The organism is Kineosporia babensis (assembly GCF_021129305.1).
GTDB lineage: Bacteria > Actinomycetota > Actinomycetes > Actinomycetales > Kineosporiaceae > Kineosporia > Kineosporia babensis.
Genome location: NZ_JAJOMB010000023.1, coordinates 78,407 through 103,940, shown reverse-complemented (window position 1 = coordinate 103,940; position 25,534 = coordinate 78,407). Strand labels below are relative to the sequence as shown.

Below are 25,534 nucleotides of genomic sequence, written 5' to 3'. Positions count from 1 at the left end.
GAAGGCGGATCACGTACTACTACAGTGCGCCCGAATCCGTCTCCACCCCGGAGACTTCCGACCAGGACGAGGCGAAGCAGCAGTGAGCGAACGGCGTTTCGACCCGACCACCGGCGAGTGGATCACCTTCGCCACGCACCGGCAGAACCGCACCTTCCTGCCCCCGGCGGACGCCTGCCCGCTGTGCCCGGACCCGAACAACGAGTGGGACGGCGAGATCCGGCGCACCGACGTCCAGATCGCGGTGTTCGACAACCGGTTCCCGGCGCTCAGCCCCACCCCGCCGGCTCCGGACGTGGACAGCGACGAGCTCTTCCGGGCCGAGCCCGCCAGTGGCCGCTGCGAGGTGATCTCGTACTCCTCCGACCACAACGCCACCCTGGCCAAGCTCGGTCCCGAGCGGATCAGCCTGCTGGTCAACGCCTGGGCCGACCGGTACCAGGTGCTCGGCTCCGAAGGCCACGCCTACGTGCTGCCGTTCGAGAACCGCGGTGAGGCGATCGGCGTCACCCTGCACCACCCGCACGGCCAGATCTACGCGTACGACGACATCCCGGCCCGCCCGCTGCGCGAGCTGAGGACGGCCGCCGAGTACCGCACCCGTACCGGCCGCTGCGTGAACTGCGACGTGGTCGCCGCCGAACTGGCGGACGGCCGCCGGATCGTCGCCGAGAGCGAGCACTTCGTCGCGCACGTGCCGTTCTGGGCCCGTTACCCCTACGAGGTGCGGATCGCCCCCAAGGCGCACACCCCGTCGCTGGTCGCGGTGGCCGACGAGGCCCGGGACGACCTGGCCGGGCTGCTGCACCGGGTGTTCGTCGGCCTGGACGACCTGTTCGGCTTCCCGCTGCCCTACGTCCTCGGCATCTTCTCCTCGCCGCTGAACGGTGAGGCGTCGGTGGCCGGCTGGGACGGCAGCTGGGACGACATCTCGCACCTGCACCTGCTGATCTCGCCGCCCAACCGCAGCGCGACCAAGCTGAAGTACATCGCCGGCACCGAGCAGATGGGTGGGGCCTACTCCACCGACATCGCGCCCGAGGTGGCCGCGGCCACCCTGCGGGAGAAGATCCCGCAGAGCTGATCGTGTTCCTGGTGTGCCCCGGTCCGGTGGACCGGGGCACACCTGTTTTGGCGGTTACGTTCGGTGAGTGGGGGCCGACCCGTCGGGGTGAAGACTTGATACCCCGTTCTCATGAGTGCAGAACCTTGGCCAGGCGACCGAAAGTGATGGGACCGGGGAGGGTTCCCGGTCCGGTCCAGTGACGGCCGGGTTCTGCGCGGGTGAGGGGTGTGGGATGTCGTCGTCTCGCTCCTCGGGGGCAGTTGCCGGCTTTCGTGCTGCCCTTTCGCCGGCCTTGTCCGGGGCCCGCCGAATCGGCCCTGCTGCTGCCTTTTCGCTCGGGTGCTTGCTCACGGCTGGATCTTGGGGAGTCCGGCACGAGGGCTGCAGCGGAGGGCTGTGAGCGTGGGCGGGGCCGACGGCGTGGTTGTGCGCCGGTCCGCCGCCCCCACGCGAAAGCCGTTCGGTTTTGCTGCGGTGGCGCGGCTGCTGGCTGTGCTGCTTCTGGCCTGGGTGCTGGTGCCGGTGGCGGCGCAGTCGGCCGAGGCCCTCCATCCCAACGGCTATTCCGTGGCAGCCAGTGCCTACGGTGCTCGGGACGTAAAGGGAAACACCACGTATGCCGCGTCAAGTTATCCCGGAACGCCTTCGGCCACGGCGGGGAACGGCACGATGGTCAGTTCCTCCACGGCAGATCCAATCGCGAACACGGCGTTCGCCACCGCAGACATCACCAATCTGAGCCTGCTCGGCCTGATCAACCTGGCCGGCGCGCACGTCGAGTGCACGGCCAACACGGCCGGAGCATCTTCCAAGGCCCAGGCGTCGGGGCTGACGCTGCTAGGACTTGCACTCAGCAGCGTTCCGGCCGGCAACATTCCACCGAACACTACGGTCCAGCAGACGAACATCCTTGGCCAGAACATCGGATACATCACTTATCACGAGCAGACCGTCACCAATAACAACGGGCAGTGGTACGTCAGCGCCACAGCCGTTCATATCGTCAATAAGACGGCCTCATTGAACGGCACGGGAACGATCACCGACAATCTGGAACTGGGGCATGTGGAGTGCGGTAGCACCCAGTTGCCCACCGTTACCGCGATCAGCCCGGCCACAGGACCGGAGTCGGGCGGAAACCAGGTGACTGTCACTGGTACCAACTTCGCCAACATCACCGGCGTGAAGGTGGGAGCGGCGAATGCCCCGTCGTACACCGTGGATCCCAGCCTCACCTCGATGACCGTGGTGGTTCCGGCCGGTACCGGGGTCAAGGACCTCATCGTCACGAATGCGGCCGGGGCCAGTGCCAACACCGCAGCGGACAACTATGCCTATGTCGCCAAACCAACCATCACTGCGGTAAATCCCAATACTGGACCGGCTTCCGGGGGGACGTCTGTCGTCATCACCGGAACAAACTTCACCAATGTGACGGCCGTGAGTTTCGGCTCGACGGCCGCGACCAGTTACGTCGTCAACAACGCCACCCAGATCACGGCGGTGGCTCCCGCCCGCGCGGGCGGCACGGTCGATGTCAGGGTCACGGCGCTGGGCGGCACGTCCGATCCGGTGTCAGCCGATGAGTACACCTTTGTCGCCGCGCCAACCGTCACCAATCTGTCTCCGAATGCCGGCCCTCTGACTGCGGGTACCCCCGTTGTGATCACCGGCACCAACTTCATCGGGGTCACGGCGGTCAAGTTCGGCTCGAACACCGTGGTCAGTCCCACCATCGACAGCCCGACCCAGATCACTGCGATCGCGCCGGCCGGCGCCGCCGGAACGGTCAACGTAACGGTGACTGCTCTCGGCGGAACATCGACGATGGGGGGTGCGAACCAATACACCTACACGGCGGCGCCCTCGATCACTTCGGTCGCGCCCACCTCCGGCCCGACCACCGCTGGAACCTCCGTGGTGATCAGCGGCACGAATCTGCTCAATGCCTCGGCGGTGAAATTCGGCGCGACCCCTGCGGTCAGCTACACGGTCAACAGCAATACCCAGATCACCGCCACCGCGCCGGCTGGTAGCGCAGGCAAGGTAGATGTCACTGTCACCACTCCCGGCGGCACCTCCGCGAACACTTCCGGGGACGACTACACCTACGTAATTACGCCGACCGTGACTGCGGTTTCGCCAAGCCGGGGCCCGCTGGCCGGTGGTACGACCGTGGTGATCACCGGGACGAACTTCACCGCAGCGAGCTCGGTCAAGTTCGGCCCGACGAACGCGACATCCTTTGTGGTGAACGGCCCCACCCAGATCACGGCGGTTGCCCCGGCTCGCGCGGCCGGGGTCGCGGACATCACCGTGACCACTGGCGGCGGAACATCGCCCACCAGCAGCGTGGACGAGTACACCTACATGGCCGCGCCGACCGTCACCAATGTGTCCCCAGCCGCAGGCCCGACCGCTGGTGGCACCAGCGTGACCGTCACGGGCACGAACTTCACCGGTGCCACTTCCGTGACTTTTGGTGGCACAGCGGGAACTTCGCTCGTCGTCATCAGCGACACCCAACTGACGATTTCCTCGCCGGCTCGCAGTGCGTCCGTCGTTGATGTGGTCGTCACGGCGCCTGGCGGTACGTCCGCCATCACCAGCGCGGATCAGTACACCTACTTCGCGGCTCCGACGGTCACCGGGGTTTCCCCAGCGCTCGGTCCGACTACCGCGGGGACAGCGGTAACGATCACCGGAACCAACCTGACCGGCGCCACAGTCGTCGCCTTCGGGCCGAACAACGCCACCGGGGTCTCGGTCAACGCCGCTGGAACGCAGATCACGGCAACGGCCCCGGCCGGTAGCGGAGGAACTGTCGACGTCCGGGTCACGACGCCGGGCGGCACCTCGCCGAACACGGCCGCGGACGACTTCACCTACTACGCCCGGCCGACGGTCGCCTCGGTCAGCCCGGCCTACGGCCCGTTGGGCGGCGGGACGACGGTGATCATCACCGGCACCAGCTTCACCCCTGGGGCCACGGTGAGCTTCGGGTCCAACCCGGCGACCGGCGTGGTTTTCAACTCGTCTACATCCCTCACGGCGGTCGCACCCTTACGTGTGTCGGCAGGCACGGTCGATGTCACGGTCACCGATGTGGGCGGGACGTCCCTCGCGGTGTCCACCGATGAATACACCTACGTCGGGCCTCCCACGGTCACGGCTGTTTCTCCGAACGCGGGCCCTCTCGCCTCGGGGAACTCGGTGGTCATCACCGGCACCGGGTTCATCAACGCTGCCGGGGCGGCGGCTGCCTCGGCGGTGAAGTTCGGCGCGGCCAATGCGGTCAGCTACTCGGTCGACAGTGCTACCCAGATCACGGCAGTTGCGCCCGCTGGTTCGGCTGGAACGGTCAACGTCACGGTGACGGCGGTCGGCGGGACTTCCGCGACGGGAAGCGCCAACCAGTACACCTATACGGCGGCGCCCTCGATCACTTCGGTCGCACCCGCCTCCGGCCCGACCACGGCTGGAACCTCGGTGGTGATTACCGGCACGAACCTGCTGAATGCCTCAGCGGTGAAGTTCGGTGCGCTCAATGCGGTCAGCTACACGGTCAACAGCGCTACCCAGATCACGGCGGTGGCACCGGCCGGAGGCGCGGGCACGGTGGACGTCGCAGTCACCACCGTCGGGGGGACCTCGGCGAACACTTCGGCCGACGACTACACCTATCTGGTCACGCCGACGGTGACCGCGGTGTCGCCGAACCGGGGCCCGCTGGCGGGCGGTACGACCGTGGTGATCACCGGAACCGGCTTCGTCACCGGCGCCAGCACGGTGAAGTTCGGTTCAACGAACGCCACGTCCGTCGTGGTGAACAGCAACACCCAGATCACTGCAGTGGCCCCGGCCCGGGCGGCCGGCCTGGTGGATGTGACCGTGACGACGGCGGGGGGAACGTCGGCCACCAGTAGCGCAGACGGGTACAACTACGTCGCGGCGCCATCCGTGACCAGCGTGTCTCCGACGGTCGGCCCGACCGCGGGCGGGACCAGCGTCACGGTGACCGGCGCCAACTTCACCGGCGCCACGGCGGTGACGTTCGGCGGGGTGGCCGGGACCTCGATCGTCGTCAGCACCGACTCCCAATTGACGGTCACCGCACCAGCCCATGCTGCGGGCACCGTTGATGTGGTGGTCACCGCGCCCGGGGGATCATCGGCGATCAGCAGCGCCGATCAGTTCAGCTATTTCGCGGCCCCCACCGTCACTGCGGTCTCCCCGTCCTCCGGGCCGACCATCGCAGGTACGCCGGTGGTGATCACCGGTACCAACTTCATCAACGTGACGTCTGTGAAGTTCGGCAACACGGTGGTCAGCGCGAACGCCAACAGTTCCACGCAGATCACGGCCACAGCGCCGGCTGGCACCGCGGGTTCCACAGTGGACGTGACGGTCACTGCTGTAGGCGGCACGTCCGCGACGTCCGCGGCAGATCAGTACACCTTCGTCGCGCTTCCAACGGTGACCGGTATTGCTCCCGTCCGTGGACCGCTGGCCGGGGGTACGACCGTAGTCATCACCGGAACTGGTTTCACTGGTGCGTCTGCGGTTTCGTTCGGGGGTACGGCCGCTACCTCGTATACGGTCAATTCCGCCACGCAGATCACGGCAGTGGCCCCGGCCAGTTCGGCCGGCGTCGTGCACGTAACCGTCACCACTGTTGGCGGTACCTCGGCCACCAGCAGCGCCGACCAGTACACTTACGTCCTCGCGCCGACCGTTACCGGTGTGAGTCCCAACGTCGGCCCGATCGCCGGTGGCACGAGCATCACCGTGACCGGTACCAACTTCACCGGCGCCACCGGCGTGACGATCGGTGGTACGGCCGCCACTGGGGTCACCGTCAGCAGCGACACCCAGCTGGTGATTACCTCTCCGGCGCATGCGGCGGGCCTGGTGGACGTGATTGTGACCGCACCGGGCGGAACTTCGGTCAGCAGTGCCGGCTCCGGATTCACCTACTACGGCATTCCCACGGTAACTGCGATCTCCCCTGCGTCCGGACCGACCACCGCCGGCACGACGGTGACGATCACCGGAACGAACCTGACGGCGGCCACCGCAGTGAAGTTCGGCGCCAACGCGGCAGGCAGCTTTACCGTCAACTCGGCCACCCAGATCACGGCCACCGCACCTTCAGGTAGCCCAGGGACCGTGGACGTTACGGTGACCACACCGGGCGGCATCACCGCGATCACTCCAGCGGATCAGTACACCTACGTCACCGCGCCTACAGTCGCCGTGATCTCCCCGACGAGAGGGCCTCTGGGCGGCGGGAACTCGGTGGTGATCACCGGGTCCAACCTGCTTGGCGCGACTGCGGTGAAAATCGGCGCGGCGAACGCCACCTCGTACACGGTGAACAATTCCAACCAGATCACGGCGGTCGCTCCGGCCGGCAGCCTGGGAACGGTTGACGTCACCGTCACCACAGCCGGTGGTACCTCCGCGGTCAGTACCGCTGACCAGTACACCTACGTCGGCTTGCCGACTGTTACGGCGGTATCGCCGAGTACCGGGCCAACGGCGGGCGGAACGACGGTTACCGTAACGGGAACCGGCTTCACTGGAGCGACCGCGGTCTCCTTCGGCGGGGTTCCGGGGAACAGCATCGCCGTAAGTACGGACACCCAGCTCACGGTCGTCGCACCGGCCCAGGCCGCCGGAACGGTTGATGTGACAGTCACTGCCCCCGGCGGAGTTTCGGCGACCAGCGCGGCGGACCGCTTTACCTACGTGGCCCCACCCGTCGTGACTGGTCTGAGCCCCAGCAGCGGTCCGTTCGCCGGCAGCCTCACTCAAGTAGTGACCATCACCGGAACCGGCTTCACCGGAGCCACCGGCGTTACCTTCGACGGAGTCTCCGCCCTCCAGATCCTCAGCGTGACGCCGACCCAGATCCAGGTCCGCGGAGTGCCGCCGCACGCTACCGGCCCGGTCTATGTCCAGGTGACCACGCCCTACGGAACCAGCGGACAGGTCCCGGCGGCGGTCTACACCTACCAGGGGTTGCCCACCTTGACGGCGATCTCGCCGAACAGTGGACCGACCGCCGGGGGTAACTCGGTGGTGCTGACCGGAACCGGTTTCACCACGGCCACGAGCGTGCAGTTCGGATCCAACGCGGCTGGCTTCACGGTGAACTCGGACACTCAGATCACCGCCACCGTCCCCGCTGGTTCGGCTGGGGCAGTGAATGTCACCGTGACAACGCTTTACGGCCTGACCGGGGGATCGAACCCGCTGCAGTACACCTATGTGGCTGCGCCGGCGGTCTCTTCGGTATCGCCGGTGTCGGGTCCGGTTGCCGGCGGGACGCTGGTCACCGTCACGGGTACGGGCTTCACTGGGGCTACAGCCGTGCGGCTCGATGGTGTTGCGGCGACCGGGGTAACCGTAAGTTCGGACACGCAGATCACCGCCTTCACGCCGACTCATGCGGCCGGAACTGTAGACGTTTCGGTCACCACGGTCGGCGGGACCACAAGTCTCGCTGGGGCTTACACGTACATTGCGGTGCCGGTGGTGAGCTCGATCGTGCCCTCGTCTGGGCCGACCAGTGGGGGTACCTCGGTAGTCATCACCGGTACTGCTTTCAGCGGGGCGTCGGCGGTTTCGTTCGGGGGTAATGCGGCTACGTCGTACACGGTGAACTCGGCGACGCAGGTCACGGCGGTTGCTCCGGCGGGGTTGGCTGGAACTGTGGACGTCCGGGTCACCACGGTCGGTGGAACGTCAGCTGTGGTTGCTGCCGATCGGTATACGTACGTGGCTGCGCCTGCGGTCACGGCGGTTACCCCTCAGGCTGGACCGCTGGCCGGTGGGAACACCGTGATCGTCACGGGCACCGACTTCGCTGGAGCGTCAGCGGTTTTGTTCGGGGGTAATGCGGCTCCGTCGTACACGGTGAACTCGGCGACGCAGATCACCGCGGTTGCTCCGGTAGGTTCCGCTGGAACTGTGGACATCCGGGTCACCACGGTCGGTGGAACATCCGCGGTTGTGGCGGCAGACCGGTACTCGTACCAGGCGGTCCCTTCGATCAGCGGGCTGTCGCCTACGTACGGTCCGGTGGCGGGCGGGACGTTGGTAACGCTCACCGGTTCTGGCTTCAGCGGCGCGACGGCGGTGACTTTCGACGGGGTACCGGCGGCGGGTGTAATCGCGGTCAACAGTGACTCGCAGATCATTGCCCAGGCGCCGGCGCACGTCGCGGGTGTGGTCAATGTGGTGGTGACGGCTCCGGGCGGGACGTCTGCTGGGGCGAGCTACCGGTATGTGGGAACGCCAACGGTTTCCGGTCTTGCTCCGGTGAACGGCCCGATCTCGGGTGGGACCACGGTCGTCATCACCGGCACCGGGTTTGCCACGGCTTCCGGGGCTGCGGCGGTGCAGTTCGGCGGATTGAATGCGGCCAGCTACACGGTGAACAGCGATACGCAGATCACGGCAGTCACCCCGGCACATGCCGCTGGCGCGGTCGGGGTGACGATCAGTACGGCAGATGGGGGGACGTCGGCGGCCACCGCAGCGAGTACGTTCACCTACATCGCGGTGCCCACGGTCACCTCGATCACGCCAGGATCAGGGCCGGAGGCCGGCGGCACCAGCGTCGTCATCATCGGAACCGCGCTGTCCACGGCGAGTTCGGTGCGGTTTGGTGGAGTTGCGGCCAGTTTCACGGTGAACTCGGATACGCAGATCACGGCTGTTTCGCCTCCGGGAAGCGGCCTGGTTGACGTCGTCGTGACCACGGTCGGCGGAAACTCGGCCACCAGCGCGGCGGACCGCTTCCGATACGTGGGTGCGCCGACCGTCACCGGGCTCAGCCCTTCCAGCGGCCCGGTCGCCGGGGGTACATCGGTCACGATCACCGGTACACAGTTTTACGGCGTGACCGGCGTCAGCTTCGGGGGTAGCGCAGCAACATTCACCGTAGCCAGTCCGACCGAGATCACTGCTACTTCACCGTCGCACGCCGCCGGAGCGGTGGCCGTACTGGTGACTACCACCGACGGCGGTACCTCGGCAGCGGGCCAGAACTTCACCTATGTGGCTGATCCGGTGGTGACCGGACTGAACCCCACCACGGGACCGGCCCCCGGGGGCACGACCGTGGTGATCAGCGGCTCAGGGTTCAGCGGGGCCACGGCCGTCAAGTTCGGCTCGACACCCGCCGCCTCTTTCACCGTCAACAGCAGTTCGCAGATTACGGCCGTCAGTCCCGCGGGGTCGGTCGGCACCGTAGACGTAACCGTGACGGGGCAATTCGCAACCTCGGCCACCTCGTCGGCCGACCAATTTACCTACGTGGCCGGTCCAACCATCACCAGTGTCACCCCGGCGTCGGGGCCGTTGGCCGGTACCAACACCGTGACCATCGCCGGCACCGGCTTCACTCTGAACTCGGGTGTGACCTTCGGCGGTGTGGCCGCGACCTCGGTGCAGTACGTGTCCCCGACCCAGCTCACCGCCGTAGTACCAGCTGCCGGCGCGGGCCAGGTCGACGTGGTGGTGACAACCCCCTACGGCCAAGACACACTCGTCAACGGATACCGCTATCGGACCGCGCCTTCCGTCACTGGCTTGAACCCGTCGACCGGGCCGGAAGCCGGCGGGACGTCGGTGACGATCACGGGTACGGGTTTCGACGGCGCTACCGCAGTCCGGTTCGGCGCAGTACCAGCCACCCTCTTCACCGTCAGTACCGACAACTCGATCACCGCTACCGCCCCGGCCGGCAGCGGAGTCGTCGATGTGACGGTGACCGGGCCGGGCGGAACCTCGACCGTGGTCGTCGGCGATCGGTACCGCTACGCGCCCGTGCCGGTCCTGGCCGGAATCTCGCCGACGTTCGGCCCGACTGCTGGTGGAACGGTGGTGACGCTTTCCGGATCGGGCTTCACCGCAGCCAGTTCGGTGACGGTGAACGGCGCGGCCGTCGGCTTCACCGTGAACAGCGATTCCACGATCACGCTCACCACCCCAGGTGGAACCGGCACCGTTCCGATCGTCGTGACCACACCGGGCGGAACGACCGCAGCGCAGCAGTTCACCTACGCGAACGCACCGACGATCAGCAGCCTTTCCCCAGATCGCGGACCCCTGGGCGGCGGCACGTCGGTGACGATTGACGGAACCGGCTTCACCAGCGGATCTTCCGTAACCTTCGGCGGGTCTGCGGCGACATCGGTTCAGTTCGTGAGCAGCACCCGGCTGACTGCGGTCACACCGGCCACGGCTACCGCAGGGCCGGTGACCGCGACCGTTACTACCGCCTACGGCAGCGCGTCCAGCACCTACCGTTACGTGCAGGCTCCGACCGTAACGGCCGTTCAGCCCGGCGCGGGTCCGCTGGCCGGGGGTACCGCGGTCACGATCACCGGTACTGGCTTCACCGAAACCTCCGTAGTTCAGTTCGGCTCTACCCCGGCGACCAGCTTCACGGTGAACAGCGATACGTCGATCAGCGCAGTCGCTCCAGCTCGCCCGGCCGGAGCCGTGGACGTGACCGTAACTACCCCGGGCGGAACCTCGGCCACCTCCGCGGCCGACCAATTCACCTACCTCGTGGCGCCCAGCGTCATAACGCTCTCGCCCTCCTCCGGGCCAATCTCCGGTGGCACCAGCGTGACCATCACCGGTACGGGTTTCACGGCGGCATCCGCGGTCACGTTCGGGGGCGTCGCCGCCGCGTCCGTCAGTTACGTGAGCCCCACCGAACTCCAGGCCGTCTCCCCGAGCACAGGTAGTGCCGGGCCGGTTCTGGTGCGGGTAACCACTGCGGGCGGTGCTGACTCCGGCCTCTTTACCTACCGCGATGCGCCGACCGTGACTCAGATTCAGCCGGGAGCCGGGCCTGAGGCCGGGGGGACGACGGTGGTGATTACCGGGTCCGACTTCAGCGCCGCTACGCAAGTGCGCTTCGGAGCTGCCACGGCCACGTTCACTGTTGACAGCAACACCCGAATCACCGCAACAGCCCCAGCTGGAACCGGCACCGTCGACATCCGGGTGACTGGTCCGGGCGGAACCTCGGCTGTCTCGCCCGCTGACCGTTACCGCTACGCGCCGGTCCCCGCCGTAAATACCTTGTCGCCTACATTCGGGCCGACCGCGGGCGGGACTTCGCTAACGCTGTCGGGATCCGGCTTCACCGGGGCTACAACGCTTACTGTGAGCGGTGCTTCGGTTCCGTTCACCGTGGTCGACGACTCCACGATCACGGTGACTACGCCTGCCGGTACGGCGGGGAACGCGGCCGTTGTAGTGGTGACGCCCGGCGGGACGTCGGCGCCCATCCAATTCCTGTACGCGGACGCTCCTACAGTCAGCAGCCTGACACCGACGGAAGGGCCTCTGACCGGGGGTACGGCGGTCACCATCACCGGTACGGATTTCACCGCCGCCTCTGCGGTTACCTTTGGGGGACTAGCAGCTTCAGCGGTGACGTTCAGCAGCCCGACGCAGCTAGTGGCGGTCTCGCCGCCGAAGGCTACGTCTGGCCCGGTCAACGTGGTGGTGACTACGGCTTACGGCGCATCCGGATCAGGTATCACTTTTACCTACCGGGACGCGCCGACCGTAACCTCGGTCTCGCCTACGGCCGGTCCGGAAGCCGGTGGAACGCTGGTGACGATCACGGGTACCGGATTCACCGGGGCGACTAACGTGCGGTTCGGCTCAGCTCAGGCCACCGGGCTTACAGTCAGCAGCGACACTCAGATCACGGTCTTCGCCCCGGCCGGCACCGGCACAGTAGACGTGTTGGTGACCGCTCCAGGTGGTACATCGGCCCCCAGCGCTCAATACCGTTACGCGCCGGTGCCGTTGCTTAGCTCGCTCAGCCCCAACTCAGGGCCAGTGACCGGTGGCACCTCAGTAACGCTTACGGGTAGCGGGTTTACCGGTGCCAGCGGGGTAACCATCGCAGGTAGCCCCAACCCGTTCTCGGTTGTGAACGACACCACCATCACCCTGACCACCCCGGCCCACAGCGCCGGCAATACCCCGGTCGTGGTGACTACCCCTGGCGGATCGTCGGCCCCGGTGCAGTTCCTGTATGTGGATGCGCCCACCGTCAGCGCTATCTCACCAGACGCTGGTCCGTTGGGCGGCGGTACTACCGTGACCATCACGGGCACCGACCTCACTGCGGCCTCGGCGGTGACGTTCGGGGGAGTGGCCGCCACGTCGGTGCAGTACGTGAGCCCAACCCAGGTGCGAGCCGTATCCCCGGCCAAGGCAACGGCCGGCACCGTGAACGTCGTGGTCAGCACGATCTACGGCACCTCGGGCCCGGGTAATGGCTTTACCTACACCATTGCTCCCACCGTCACGACGGTTTCCCCGCAGGCCGGTCCTGTGGCCGGGGGTACAACGGTCACCATCTCAGGCTCGGGTCTGACCGGTGCCTCGAGCGTCACGTTTGATGGGGTAGCCGCGGCCTCTTACGCGGTGAACAACGACTCAACGATCACCGCCACCACTCCGCCGGGTGCAGCCGGGAACGCGGTGGTCCGGGTGACCACGGTCGGCGGCTCGGACATCGGCGTCTTCCGCTACGCCAGTGTGCCTTCCGTAAGTACCATTGCCCCTACAGCGGGCCCGGAAGCGGGCGGAACGTTGGTGACGATCACAGGTAGCGGATTCACTGGTGCCACCAGCGTCAGCTTCGGGGCCACGGTCGTGACCGGTGTGACGGTAAGCAGCGATACCCAGATAACCGTTTTCACCCCCGCGGGCACCGGAACCGTAGACGTGCGAGTTACCGCTCCTGGTGGTGTTTCAGCTCCGGGCGTCAGTTACCGCTTCGTGCCGCTGCCTGCAGTAGCTCAGATCAGCCCCAACTCGGGCCCGGTTACGGGCGGTACATCGCTGACGTTGACGGGTAGCGGGTTCACCGGCGCCAGCAGCGTGACCATCGCCGGCAGCCCCAACCCGTTCTCGGTTGTGAACGACACGACCATCACCCTGACCACCCCCGCACACGCAGCTGGCAATACCCCGGTTGCGGTAACAACCCCCGGAGGAACAACCGCCCCGGTCCAGTTCCTTTACGTCAACGCGCCTACCGTCACCAGCCTCTCACCGGTGGAAGGCCCGCTGACCGGTGGGACAGCAGTAACGATCATCGGTACCGATTTCACGGCTGCATCGGCAGTGACGTTCGGTGGAACTGCCGCGCAGTCGGTGCAGTACGTGAGCCCGACCCAGCTAACGGCGGTAACGCCGGTCAAGGCATCGGCCGGCCCGGTCAACGTCGTCGTCACCACGATCTACGGCGCGTCGGGCCCGGGTAACACCTTCACTTACCGGGACGCGCCGACCGTCACCTCGATCGTGCCCACAGCCGGTCCGGAAGCCGGCGGAACACTGGTGACAATTACGGGCACGGGATTCACCGGGGCTACGAACGTGCGGTTCGGCTCGGCTCAGGCCACCGGGCTTACGGTCAGCAGCGATACCCAGATCACGGTCTTCGCCCCCGCAGGCACGGGGACAGTAGACGTTCTCGTCACCGCACCCGGCGGTACTTCAGTTCCGAGCGCGCAGTACCGGTATGCCCCGGTGCCTACGGTCAGCCAGATCAGCCCTAGCTCGGGCCCGGTCACCGGCGGCACCGCCATAACGCTGACCGGAAGCGGATTTACCGGCGCCAGCAGTGTCACCATCGACGGCAGCAGCCAGTCGTACCAGGTCGTGAACGATTCGACCATCACGCTGACTACCCCCGCGCACCCAGCTGGCAATACCCCGGTCGTGGTGACTACCCCCGGCGGAACGACTACCCCGGTCCCGTTCCTCTACGTCAATGCCCCAACGGTCAGCGCAATCTCACCGGATGCTGGGCCGTTGAGTGGCGGCACCACAGTCACCCTCACCGGCACCGACTTCACCGCGGCCTCAGCAGTGACGTTCGGGGGAGTGGCCGCGTCCTCGGTGCAGTATGTAAGCGCGACCCAGATACGGGCGGTTTCCCCGGCCAAGGCAACGGCCGGTGCGGTCAACGTTGTGGTCAACACGATCTACGGAACGTCGGGCCCGGGAAACACTTTCACCTACACCAATGCCCCCACGGTTACGTCGGTCTCCCCGCAAGCTGGACCCCTGACCGGCGGTACAACCGTCACCATTTCCGGCTCAGGTCTGACTGGCGCTTCGAGCGTCACGTTCGACGGGGTAGCAGCGACGTCGTACACGGTGAACAACGACTCAACGATCACCGCGACCACCCCACCCGGATCGGCCGGGAACGCGGTGGTCCGGGTGGCCACGGTCGGCGGATCGGATATCGGCGTCTTCCGGTACGCCAATGTGCCTACCGTAAGCGCGGTTTCTCCTCTGTCCGGTCCGGAAGCCGGCGGAACACTGGTGACGATCACAGGTACCGGATTCACCGGCGCGACCAGTGTCAGCTTCGGGTCCACGGTGGTCGCCGGCATAACAGTGAGCAGCGACACCCAGATCAGCGTCTTCGCTCCCGCGGGCAACGGAATGGTTGACGTACTGGTCACCACGCCGGGCGGAACATCGGCCCCCAGCGCCAAATACCGCTACGCCCCAGTCCCGACCATCAACCAGATGACGCCTGACTCGGGTCCGATCACCGGTGGCACGGCCGCAACGCTCACCGGAACCGGCTTCACCGCAGCCACCAGCGTGACCATCGACGGTTCGGCCGCATCGTTCACGGTGGTGGACAGCGCGACCATCACCCTGACCACGCCGGCCCACGCAGCCGGAACCGTGCCGGTCGTGGTGACTACCCCCGGCGGAACAACGACTCCAGCGCAGTTCCGTTACGTCAACGCCCCGACCATCACAGCCATCTCACCGAATGACGGCCCGCTCGGCGGCGGTACCAACGTCACGGTGACCGGCGCCGACTTCACCCCCGACACGACCGTGACCTTCGCCGGTACCAGCGCTACTCAGGTGCAATACGTCAGCAGCACCGAACTCGTCGCCACCTCACCGGCCCACACTCCGGCCGGAACCGTGAACGTCCTGGTGAACAGCCCGTACGGCATCTCTAGCCCGGCCCCCTTCACCTACCGCAACACACCCGTCATCACCTCGATCACGCCCAGGGCCGGGCCGGAAGCGGGCGGTACGAGCGTCACCATCACCGGTACGGACTTCGCCGCCGCCAGCAGCGTCCGATTTGGCGCCAACCAGGCCTCGTTCACGGTGGACAGCAACACGCAGATCACTGCGACAACCCCGACCGGCACCGGCACCAGCCCAGTTACCGTCGTAACGCCGGGCGGAACCTCAGTAGCGGAACCATTCCGCTACGCCCCAGTCCCGGCCATCAGCCAACTGACGCCCACCACCGGCCCGCTGACCGGCGGCACTCTCGTCACCGTCTCGGGCAACGACTTCACCGACGCCTCCAGCCTGACCATCGATGGCTCTTCGGTCCCGTGCACCGTGGTCAACGCCTCCACGATTACCTTCACCACCCCCGCCGGCACTGCCGGAACCAAGAACGTCGCCATCACCACCCCCGGCGGTCAGACCCCTCCGGCGCAGTTCCGATACGTAACCCAGCCCACCATCGCCACCGTCACGCCCGCCGCAGGCCCCATCGCCGGCGGTACCACCGTGACCATCGCAGGCAGCAACCTCACCGACGTCACCACCGTGACTTTCGGCGGAACGCCGGCCACCACGTTCACCATTGACGACGCCAACACCATCACCGCCACCACCCCACCCGGCTCCGCCGGCACCGCAACCGTGCAAGTGACCAGCGCAGGCGGAAACGCCACCGGCACCTACCGCTACGCAAACGTCCCCACCATCACGCAACTCCAGCCCAGCGCGGGCCCCGAAGCCGGGGGCACCGCCGTAACCATCACCGGCACCGGCTTCACCGGCGCCACCAATGTCCGGTTCGGCGCCGTGCCCGCCACCTTCACCGTGGTCAGCAACACCGAGATCACGGCCACCACTCCGCCTGGCACCGGAACCAGCGCAGTCACCGTCCAAACGCCGGGCGGAACCGCGGCCGCCACGCAGTACCGGTACGCCCCCGTGCCCACCGTAAGCAGCCCGCAACCGCAGTCGGGCCCGCTCGGCGGGGGTACCACCGTGACCCTGACCGGCAGTGGTTTCACCGGAACAAGCACAGTCACCCTGAACGGCAGCCCGATTCCGTTCACCGTGGTCGACGACTCCACCATCACGTTCGCCACCCCTGCGGGCACTGCAGGCAGCAAGACCGTGGCGGTGACTACCCCGGGCGGTTCCGCGAGCACCCAGTTCCAGTACGTGAATGCGCCGGCCATAACGAACCTGCAGTCCGACGAAGGTCCCCTGACCGAAGGCACGCTGGTGACCATCACCGGCACCGGCTTCAACGCAGCCACGGTGGTCGACTTCGGCGGAACCCCGGCCACTAGTTTCGTCGTCAACACCGACACCGAGATCACGGCCCGCGCCCCCGCCCACAGCGCCGGCGTAGTAGACGTCCGAGTCACCGGCCCTGGTGGAACTTCGGGGCCGGCTCAGTTCACCTACCGCGCTGTCCCGCAGATCACCGGTCTGAGCCCCTCCTCCGGCCCGATCACCGGCGGCACCGTAGTAACGCTGACAGGGAGCGGATTCACCGGCGCTGGCACGGTCACCCTGAACAACAGCCCAATCCAGTTCACCGTGGTCAACGACTCCACCATCACGTTCACCACTCCCGCCGGTTCAGCAGGCACTGCGCCGGTAGCAGTCTCAACCGTAGGCGGCACGGCAACCGCAAGCTTTACCTACGCCAACGGCCCGACGGTCACAGCACTCACCCCGACGGCAGGTCCGTTGTCCGGCGGGACAGCCGTGACCATCAGCGGTACGGGATTCACGCTGGGCTCCGCGGTGAGCTTCGGCGCTGACCCCGCAGCCTCGGTGCAATGGGTCAACCCCACCGAAATTGTTGCTACAACGCCGATCAGCACTACCCCCGGCTCGGTGGACGTGGTCGTCACAACGATCTACGGCAACTCCGGAACCGCCGGCACCGACAACGACTTCACCTACACAACCGCACCCGTCATCACCAGCCTTCAGCCGAACCAGGGTCCGATCGCCGGTGGGAACACCGTGACCATCACCGGACTGGACTTCAGCGGAGCGACGGGAGTCAGCTTCGGAACCACCCCTGCGACAAGCTTCTTCGTCAGTAGCGACACCGAGATCACCGCAGTCGTTCCCGCGCACGCAGTCGGAACAGTAGACGTCCGGATCACCAGTCCGGGAGGAACGTCGGCGGCGGGCCAATACACCTACCTAGGCGTGCCCACCGTCGTTAGCCTTTCGCCGGACTCGGGCCCAGTTTCCGGAGGTACCAGCGTCACCATCACCGGTACCGGATTCACACCGACGTCCACAGTGACCTTCGGGGGTACGTCGGCGGGCCCGGTGCAGTGGCTGTCGGCAACCAAACTGGTGGTCGACAGTCCGGCCAAACCCGCTGGAGCAACGGACGTTGTGGTCACCACGCTTGGCGGCTCATCTGGTCCCGGCAACAGTTTTGACTACCAGAACACGCCGACCATCAGCGCGCTGACTCCCGACCGAGGGCCCTTACAAGGCACCACCGTCACCATCACCGGCGCCAACTTCACGCAGTTCGCCACCGTGAAGTTCGGCTCCACCCCAGCTGGCCCGGTGCAGTTCGTCTCGGTGAACCAGCTCATCGTGCCTGCCCCGCCCAGCAGTTCGGCCGGCCCGGTAGACGTTGAGGTCACGACAGCCGGTGGAACCTCGGCGCCCGAGACCTTCGCTTACGTGGCCGCACCGACCATCGGCGGCATCCAGCCCAGCAGCGGTCCGATCGCCGGCGGAACATCGATCGTCATCACCGGAACCGGCTTCACCGGGGCAGCCCAGGTCAGCTTTGGTTCCGGCCTGGCCACGAGCTTCACCGTGGACAGCGACACCCAGATCACCGCCGTCGCGCCCGCCGTAACCACGGCCACCGCAGTCAACCTCACCGTCGGAACCGTCGGCGGCACCTCCAATCCTGTTCAATACACCTACCGTGCAGCTCCACAGATCACCGGTCTTTCCCCCGACAACGGCCCGGCCGTGGGCGGCACCGTGGTCACCATCAACGGCAGCGGATTCACCGGCACGACCACGGTGACTCTGGACGGCGGCCCGATCCCGTTCACCGTGGTCAGCGACACCGAGATCACCTTCATCACGCCCGCCGGCCCGGTCGGACCGAAGCCGGTGACAGTCCGAACACCGGGAGGTTCGGCCGCGTCCACCTTCGATTTCCGAAACCTGCCGGTAATCAATAGCATTACGCCCAATACTGGACCACTTGCCGGTGGTGGGGCAGTCGCCATCGAAGGGTCAGGCTTCACCGGCGCCACGGCGCTCCGGTTCGGCCTGGTCGCCGCGACCAGCTGGTCCATCAGCAATGACACCACCATTACGGCCATTGTCCCGCAGGGTATTTCGCCCGGACAAACCTCTGTCACGCTCACCGGCCCGGGAGGCATCTCACCAGCCGCCGCCTACACCTACGTCGCCCGCCCGACGATCAGCGAGATCGCACCGGCCAGCGGCCCGGTCGGCGGCGGCACGTCAGTCATCATCCGCGGTGATGACTTCAGCAACGCCACCGGCGTGCTGTTCGACGGAATTCCCGCAAGCTCCTACACCGTCCAAGGCCCCCAGAGCATCGTCGCCGTCACACCGAGCAACGCAGCCGGTCCGGCCGATGTAGTCGTCACGACCGCCGGAGGTGACTCCGACCCAGGAACTTTCACCTACATCGCGGTACCACTGATCGCCGTCATCGAACCCGATGCTGGCCCGACCAGCGGCGGAACCGATATCACCATCAACGGTTCCGGCCTGGCCGATGCAGCGGTGACCGTGGACGGCGAACCGGTAAGCCACCAGCAAGTCAGCAGCAACCAGCTCCTCCTGCAAACCCCGCCGCACCCGGCCGGACCGGTGGACATCACCGTGACCACTGTGGCCGGTGTGGCCAGCAGCCCGTTCACCTACGTCGCACCACCGTCCGCCCCCGTCCTTTCGTTGATCAACCCGGCCAGTGGCCCACTCGAAGGAGGTCAGAATGTCACCCTGACCGGTGTCGGCTTCACCGATGCCTCGGCAGTGAACTTCGGTGACGCCACAGCTAGTTTCACCGTCAGCAATGACACCACGATCACCGCCGCGGTCCCGCCCGGCGACGAGGGCGCGGTCCGGGTCTCAGTGAGTACACCGAACGGAGTGACCAGTGAAGCAGTCGACTATGTGTACGTAGCCCCCACCGAAGCGCCCACCATCACCGGGGTAACTCCCCAGGTGGGCCCGGTCGCCGGTGGTACCCGAATCACCATCACCGGAACCGGCTTCGACGAGAACACCACCGTGGCGTTCGACGGAACCCCGGGCACGGACGTGCGGATCGGCGAGGCGGCGGAAGCCTCGCTCGTCCAAGACAGCACGTTGCCCACGGGCATCCGGGCCGCGGCCTCCACCACCCTGACCGTCCTCACCCCTGCGCACGCGGAAGGGCCGGCCACGGTGGAAGTGACGAACTCGGCCGGAAGCGCCTCGGCCGAAGTGCGGTTCACCTTCATTCCGCTGCTCGAGAACGCCACGATCAGCATGCAAGTACCGGTGAACACCGCCATGGCCGTAGCACCCCAAGGCTCGCTCTTCGCCGGGCTGCGGGTCCAGGCCTGCACCATCCCGAACCTGGGGACGACGACGGTCGGCACCAACGCGGCCTTCTGCCGGTACACCGCCCCGGCTCAGGTCGGGCTGGACAGCTTCACCATGCAGGTCACCGACGCCCTGGGGCAGCAGGCCTCCCAAGGAGTCCGGATCACGGTGACGGACTCCGGGGAAGAAGGCACCGGCACCGACCAGGAAGGCGGCAACAACGAGGGCGAGGGCACCGAAACCGACGGGGACGGAGACAACAACACCGGCGGCGAGGGCACCGGCACCGACAGCGCGGGAGGTAATGACGATGGGAGCGGCACCGGGAGCAACGGCGGTAACACCAACGAAACTCCCCGTCCTGGAAGCACTCAAGAACCCGGAGGTGAGGGCACCGGCGGAGCCGGCGGAAACGACTCAGGCGAGGAGACCCCCACGCCTACGGCAACCGCGTCCCCGTCAGCGTCCCCGACCACCCCGTCAGCCGGCGCAGAAGACCAAGGCGAGTCCGACGTCCTCAAGTGGTTCCTTGGTCTTCCGCTCCTGCTGTTGTTGCTCTGGCTGCTCTTCCTGCTCCTGGCCCGACGCCGCCGCAAGGAAGAGGAGAAAGCTACGCCGGAAGATCCAGATAAGCGCGGGTGAAGGCGTTGGTGAACTTGCCCTGCGGGTCCACCCGGTGCACCAGTTCTTCGAAGTCGCCGAGCCGGGGGTAGAGCGAACGCACCTGCTCCCGGGGCAGGCCGAACACCTTGCCCCAGTGCGGGCGGGCGTCGAAACCGGCCAGAGCGCCCTCCAGTGCGGCAATCGCCGGCGTCACCTTGGACAGGTCGTCGGTCCAGGTGAAGTGGAAGCCCACGGTGGTCCTTCCGTAGGCCGGGCTGATCCACAGGTCGTCCCCGGCGATCGTCCGGATCTCGGCCACCTGGAGCGCGGGCAGGAACTGCTCGCGCACCGCGTCCACGGCGGCCAGCGCGGCCCCGGCCTGCTCGATCGGCAGCAGGTACTCGGACTGCACCTCGTCCCCGCGCGAGGGGGTGAACTCGAACCGGAAGTGCGGCAGCCGCTCGTGCCAGGGACCAGGCACGCCGAGCTGCTGGGTGGCGTTCTCGGTGGGCATGCCGTCGATCGGGTGCCGGGCGCTGTCGGCCAGCGTGGCCCCGAAGTAGGTCGGCGGCGCGGCCGGGTCGGAGGCCAGTTGCTTGCGCCAGAGCAGATCCATGTTCGGCCCTCGCCAGTGGGTGAACGCGCTGACGCTGTAGGCGCTGCTCATGATCTCGTCGAAGTTGGCGATCAGCGCAGCCAGCGGCAGGTCGTCGTACACGTACTGGCGCACGTCGAAGGTGGGCTGCGCCTTCAGGGTGAGCGCAGTGACCACCCCGGCCAGGCCCAGCGCGATGATCGAGCCGTCGAAGTCCTTGTCACCTGTGCGCAGCGTGCGCAGCTCACCGTCGGGGCCGATCAGCTCGATCCCGGTGACCCCCGCGGCCAGGCAGCGATTACCGGTGCCCGAGCCGTGCGTGCCGGTGGCCGCGGCCCCGGCGACCGAGATGTGCGGCAGCGATCCGGTGTTGTGCAGGGCCAGGCCGGCGCTGTGCAGCGGCGGCATGACGTGCGCGAACCGCGCGCTCGCGGTGACCCGGGCGCTGCTCGTGGCGGTGTCCACGTCCACGTTCAGGGGTAGGTCCTCCAGGCTGAGCAGCAGCCCGTCGGTGGCCGCGACTGTGCTGAACGAGTGACCACTGCCCAGCACCCGTACCTTCGCCGCACCCGCCACCAGCTCTTGCACCTGCTCGACACTGGTGGCCCGGACGTAGCGCTCGGGGGTGAAGACCACGTTCCCGGCCCAGTTCGTGAGCGTCATTGCCTGAAGTCCTTTCGCCGCGGCCACAACCGCGTGGCACCGGGAAGATCCTGCCATCCGACTGGTTCGGCGAATAGCGTGGAGGCCATGAGGCTCTGGAACTCCTCGATCACCGCCCGGCCCGCCGAGATTGTCCGCTGCGGCACGAATGAGCAGGTCAGCCGGGTTGTGCAGCGGGCCCGGGCGGAGGGCAGGCCGCTTTCGGTGCTGGGCGGCGGCCACGACTGGGCCGGTCGCGCGGTCCGGGAGGGCGGCCTTGTCGTGGATCTCTCACCGATGAACCGGGTAGCCGTTTCGGGTGACGTAGCGCTGGCCGGCGGCGGCGCCACCTCGCTGGACGTCATGGAGGCCGCGGTCACGGCTGGCCAGAGCGTGGTGACGGGGACGGTGGGTTCGGTCGGGATGGCCGGGCTGGCGCTCGGCGGGGGGTACGGGCCGCAGTTGGGGAGCGCGGGGCTGGCCTGTGACCTGATCGTCGGCGCGGAGGTGGTTCTGGCCGACGGCACGGTGGTGCAGGCCGATGCCGAGCGAGAGCCTGACCTTTTCTGGGCGCTGCGTGGCGGGGGCGGGAACTTCGGCGTGGTCACCGAACTGCGGCTACGGCTGCGCCCGTTCTCTGCCGCACTGGCCGGCGCGGTGCTGTTCTCTCTGGATCAAGCAGAGGACGTTCTGGGCGCCTGGGCGGAAATGGCCCCTACGGTGCCGGAAGAGTTGGCAGTACAGCTCGGGGTGGCCGCCCTGCCGGACGGCACCCGCGTGATGGCGGTCATGCCGACCTGGGTGGGCGAAGCTGCAGTGGGCGAGGCCTGGGTCGGCCGGATCGAGGGCTGGGGTAAGCCGATGGTGAGCCAGGTGACGCGGGCGCCGCTCACGGAGCCGTTGCGAGCGAACGAGCAGATGTTCGCCGCCGACGGCCGGGGCTGGTTCCTGCGTCAGCGCAACCTGCCCGCCCTTACTCCCGAGATCATCGCGGTGCTGGTGGAGGCCCTGGCGGCCGCGCCGTCCGAGCACGAGGGCATCAGCCTGCACCACTTCCACGGTCGGGCCAGCCGGGTCGCGCCCGAGGCAACCGCTTTCGGTGAACGCCGGCCGCACCTGATGCTGGAGGCCATCACCGCCTGGCGGGGCGACGATCCGCAGCCACATCGCCAATGGGCCGGCGACTTGCACGCGGCCCTGGCTCCGCTGGCGCTGCCCGGTGGCTACCCCAATCTGCTGGCCGCCTCCGACACCGAGCAGATCGCCGCCGCCTGGGGACCGAACGTCACCCGGCTTCAGCAGGTCAAGCAGGCCTACGACCCCGATGGCCGGTTCACCGGTATTCCTCTGCCTGGGCGCACTCCGGGCGACTAGGGTGCTCAGCGTGCTGGATCCCAAGCTGAGACACCAGATTCCGACGATCAACAGACGCAGCCTGCTGAGTGGTGCCGTGCTCGGCCTCACCGGGCTCGTCATCACCGCCTGCGGGTCCTCCTCCGACGACGCCGACGACGCGGCCGACGCCCCCACCTCCGCAGCGAATCCCAGCACCGCCCCGGCCGAAACCACCGCCGAAAGCACCCAGGCCCAGGACGAGGCCGGGAAGGCCGAGTTCGCGGAGCTCGAGAAGACGTACGACGCCCGGCTGGGGGTCTACGCCCTGGACACCGGATCCGGTCAGGCCGTCGCCTACCAGTCCGGTGATCTGTTCGCGATGTGTTCCACCTTCAAGGTTCTCGCGGTCGGCACGGTGCTCAGCGAGATCGGCCTGGACCGGCTGGACGAACAGGTCAAGTACACCGCCGCCGACCGGGTGCCGAACTCCCCGGTCACCCAGGGCAGCACCTCGATGAGCCTGGGCGAGCTGTGCCAGGCCGCGCTCCAGCAGAGCGACAACACCGCCGCCAACCTGGTTGTCCAGCAGGTCGGCGGACCCGAGGGCGTAACTCAGTTCGCCCGCGCCCTGGGCGACGAGGTCACCCGGCTGGACCGGCTGGAGCCCGAGCTGAACGAGTCGACCCCCGGCGACGAACGCGACACCAGCAGCCCCGAGATGATGGGCAGCGACCTGTTCACCCTGCTCGAGGGCGACACCCTGGCCGAGGAGGCCCGCGCGCAGCTGAAGGACTGGCTGCTGGGCAACACCACCGGCGCCAACCGGATCCGCGCTGCGGTACCCAAGGGCTGGAAGGTCGCGGACAAGACCGGCTCCGGCTCGTACGGCACCGCCAACGACATCGCCCTGGTCTACCCCAAGGGCGACCAGGCCCCGATCGTGCTGTCGATCATGTCGAGCAAGGACAAGAAGAACGCCGATCGCGACGAGAAACTGATCGAGGAGGCGGCCAGGGTGGCGCTGGAGGCCCTGGGCGCCCTCGGGAACTGAGCTCACAACCCCTCCCCGGGACTGTGCGGACAACGTAGCGACTGGGTAATGGCAGCGGGACGGCCGGGTAACACGCGATTCCTAGCGTCATCAGGAGCGAGTTGCCCGGACCTAGCCCTTCAGGAGCTGCCCGATGGCCGAGACCGTTACCACCCCGCCCACCGTCACCGGGGAAGGAGCCCGCCGGCGCTGGATCGACCACTGGGATCCCGAGAACGAGCAGTTCTGGCAGCAGACCGGCCGGCCGATCGCCCGCCGCAACCTGATCTGGTCGATCTTCGCCGAGCACATCGGCTTCTCGGTCTGGCTGCTGTGGAGCATCGTGGTGGTGCGCCTGAACGACGTGGGCTGGAGCCTGAGCACCAGCCAGATCCTCTGGCTGACGGCCGTGCCCAGCGGGGTCGGGGCGTTCCTGCGCCTGCCCTACACCTTCGCGGTGCCCCGGTTCGGCGGCCGCAACTGGACCGTCGCCTCGGCCCTGCTGCTGATCATCCCCAGCGCGGGCCTGGCCTGGGCGGTGGAACGGCCCGAGATCGGTTACCCGGCACTGCTTCTGATCGCCGCCACGGCCGGCCTGGGCGGCGGTAACTTCGCCTCCAGCATGGCCAACATCTCGTTCTTCTACCCCGAGCGCGAGAAGGGCTTCGCCCTCGGCCTGAACGCCGCCGGCGGCAACCTGGGCGTGGCCGTGGTGCAGAAACTCGTACCCCAGATCATCGTCCTCGGCGGCGGCCTGACCCTGGCCTACGCCGGGCTGATGTACATCCCGCTCGCGGTGATCGCCGCGGTCTGCGCGTTCCTGTTCATGGACAACCTGACCGAGGCCAAGGCCGACCCGGGCCCGGTCTGGCAGTCGCTGCGCCACCGCGACACCTGGGTGATGTCGTTGCTCTACATCGGCACCTTCGGCTCGTTCATCGGCTACTCCTCGGCCTTCCCGACCTTGCTGGTGGCCGTCTTCGACCGCCAGGACATCGCCCTGACCTGGGCCTTCCTCGGCGCCGGGATCGGCTCGCTGGCCCGGCCGCTGGGCGGCCGGCTGTCCGACCGGATCGGCGGCGCGCAGGTCACCATGGCCAGCTTCGCCGCGCTGGCGCTGGGGGCGGCCGCCGGGCTCTGGTCGGTGCAGCACGCCAGCCTGGGCGTGTTCTTCGTCAGCTTCATGTTCCTGTTCGTGGCCACCGGCATCGGCAACGGCTCGACCTACCGGATGATCTCCCGGCTGTTCCAGCTCAAGGGCCTGCGCGAGGGCGGCTCACCCGAGACCATGCTGCGCACCCGCCGGGAGGCGGCCGGGGCGCTGGGCGTGATCAGTTCGGTGGGCGCGTTCGGCGGCTTCGCCGTCCCGATCTGCTACGCCTGGTCGAAATCCGCCTTCGGGACGATCGAGCCGGCCCTGAAGTTTTACCTGGTCTTCTTCCTGGTTCTTCTGGCTGTGACCTGGTGGCGCTACCTGCGCCGCTCAAGTGTGCTTGGCAGTGAGCAAATCTGAACACTTTCTGTAGATAAACGCCTCAACCGCATAGGCTTTGGCTCTGCA

General features: G+C 67.3%; 6 protein-coding genes. 5 read left to right on the top strand and 1 reads right to left on the bottom strand.

Features of this window, described 5'->3' with window-relative positions; genetic code table 11:
* Positions 1-82 precede the first annotated feature (82 nt).
* Both galT and LR394_RS32500 read left to right on the top strand, forming a co-directional pair.
* A complete protein-coding gene (galT, locus tag LR394_RS32505) occupies positions 83-1,084 on the top strand; it encodes a galactose-1-phosphate uridylyltransferase (RefSeq protein ID WP_231448446.1) in 1,002 nt (333 codons plus the stop codon).
* Positions 1,085-1,462: 378 nt separating this feature from the next.
* On the top strand, positions 1,463-20,410 hold the full coding sequence (locus LR394_RS32500) for a beta strand repeat-containing protein (protein ID WP_231448445.1): 18,948 nt from the start codon (positions 1,463-1,465) through the stop codon (positions 20,408-20,410).
* Here LR394_RS32500 and LR394_RS32495 read toward each other — a convergent pair.
* Complete coding sequence (locus LR394_RS32495; RefSeq protein ID WP_231448444.1) at positions 20,379-21,629, bottom strand: D-arabinono-1,4-lactone oxidase; 1,251 nt, start codon at positions 21,627-21,629, stop codon at positions 20,379-20,381. The genes LR394_RS32500 and LR394_RS32495 overlap by 32 nt on opposite strands.
* A gap of 87 nt (positions 21,630-21,716) precedes the next feature.
* On the opposite strand from LR394_RS32495, the gene LR394_RS32490 reads away from it, so the two are divergent.
* The 3 genes from LR394_RS32490 to LR394_RS32480 all read left to right on the top strand — a co-directional run bounded on the left by LR394_RS32490 (position 21,717) and on the right by LR394_RS32480 (position 25,486).
* On the top strand, positions 21,717-22,982 hold the full coding sequence (locus LR394_RS32490) for an FAD-binding oxidoreductase (RefSeq protein ID WP_231448443.1): 1,266 nt from the start codon (positions 21,717-21,719) through the stop codon (positions 22,980-22,982).
* A 10-nt stretch (positions 22,983-22,992) separates the two neighbouring features.
* A complete protein-coding gene (gene bla, locus LR394_RS32485) occupies positions 22,993-23,994 on the top strand; it encodes a class A beta-lactamase (protein ID WP_231448442.1) in 1,002 nt (333 codons plus the stop codon).
* 133 nt (positions 23,995-24,127) lie between these two features.
* A complete protein-coding gene (locus LR394_RS32480) occupies positions 24,128-25,486 on the top strand; it encodes a NarK family nitrate/nitrite MFS transporter (RefSeq protein WP_231448441.1) in 1,359 nt (452 codons plus the stop codon).
* Positions 25,487-25,534: the final 48 nt, after the last annotated feature.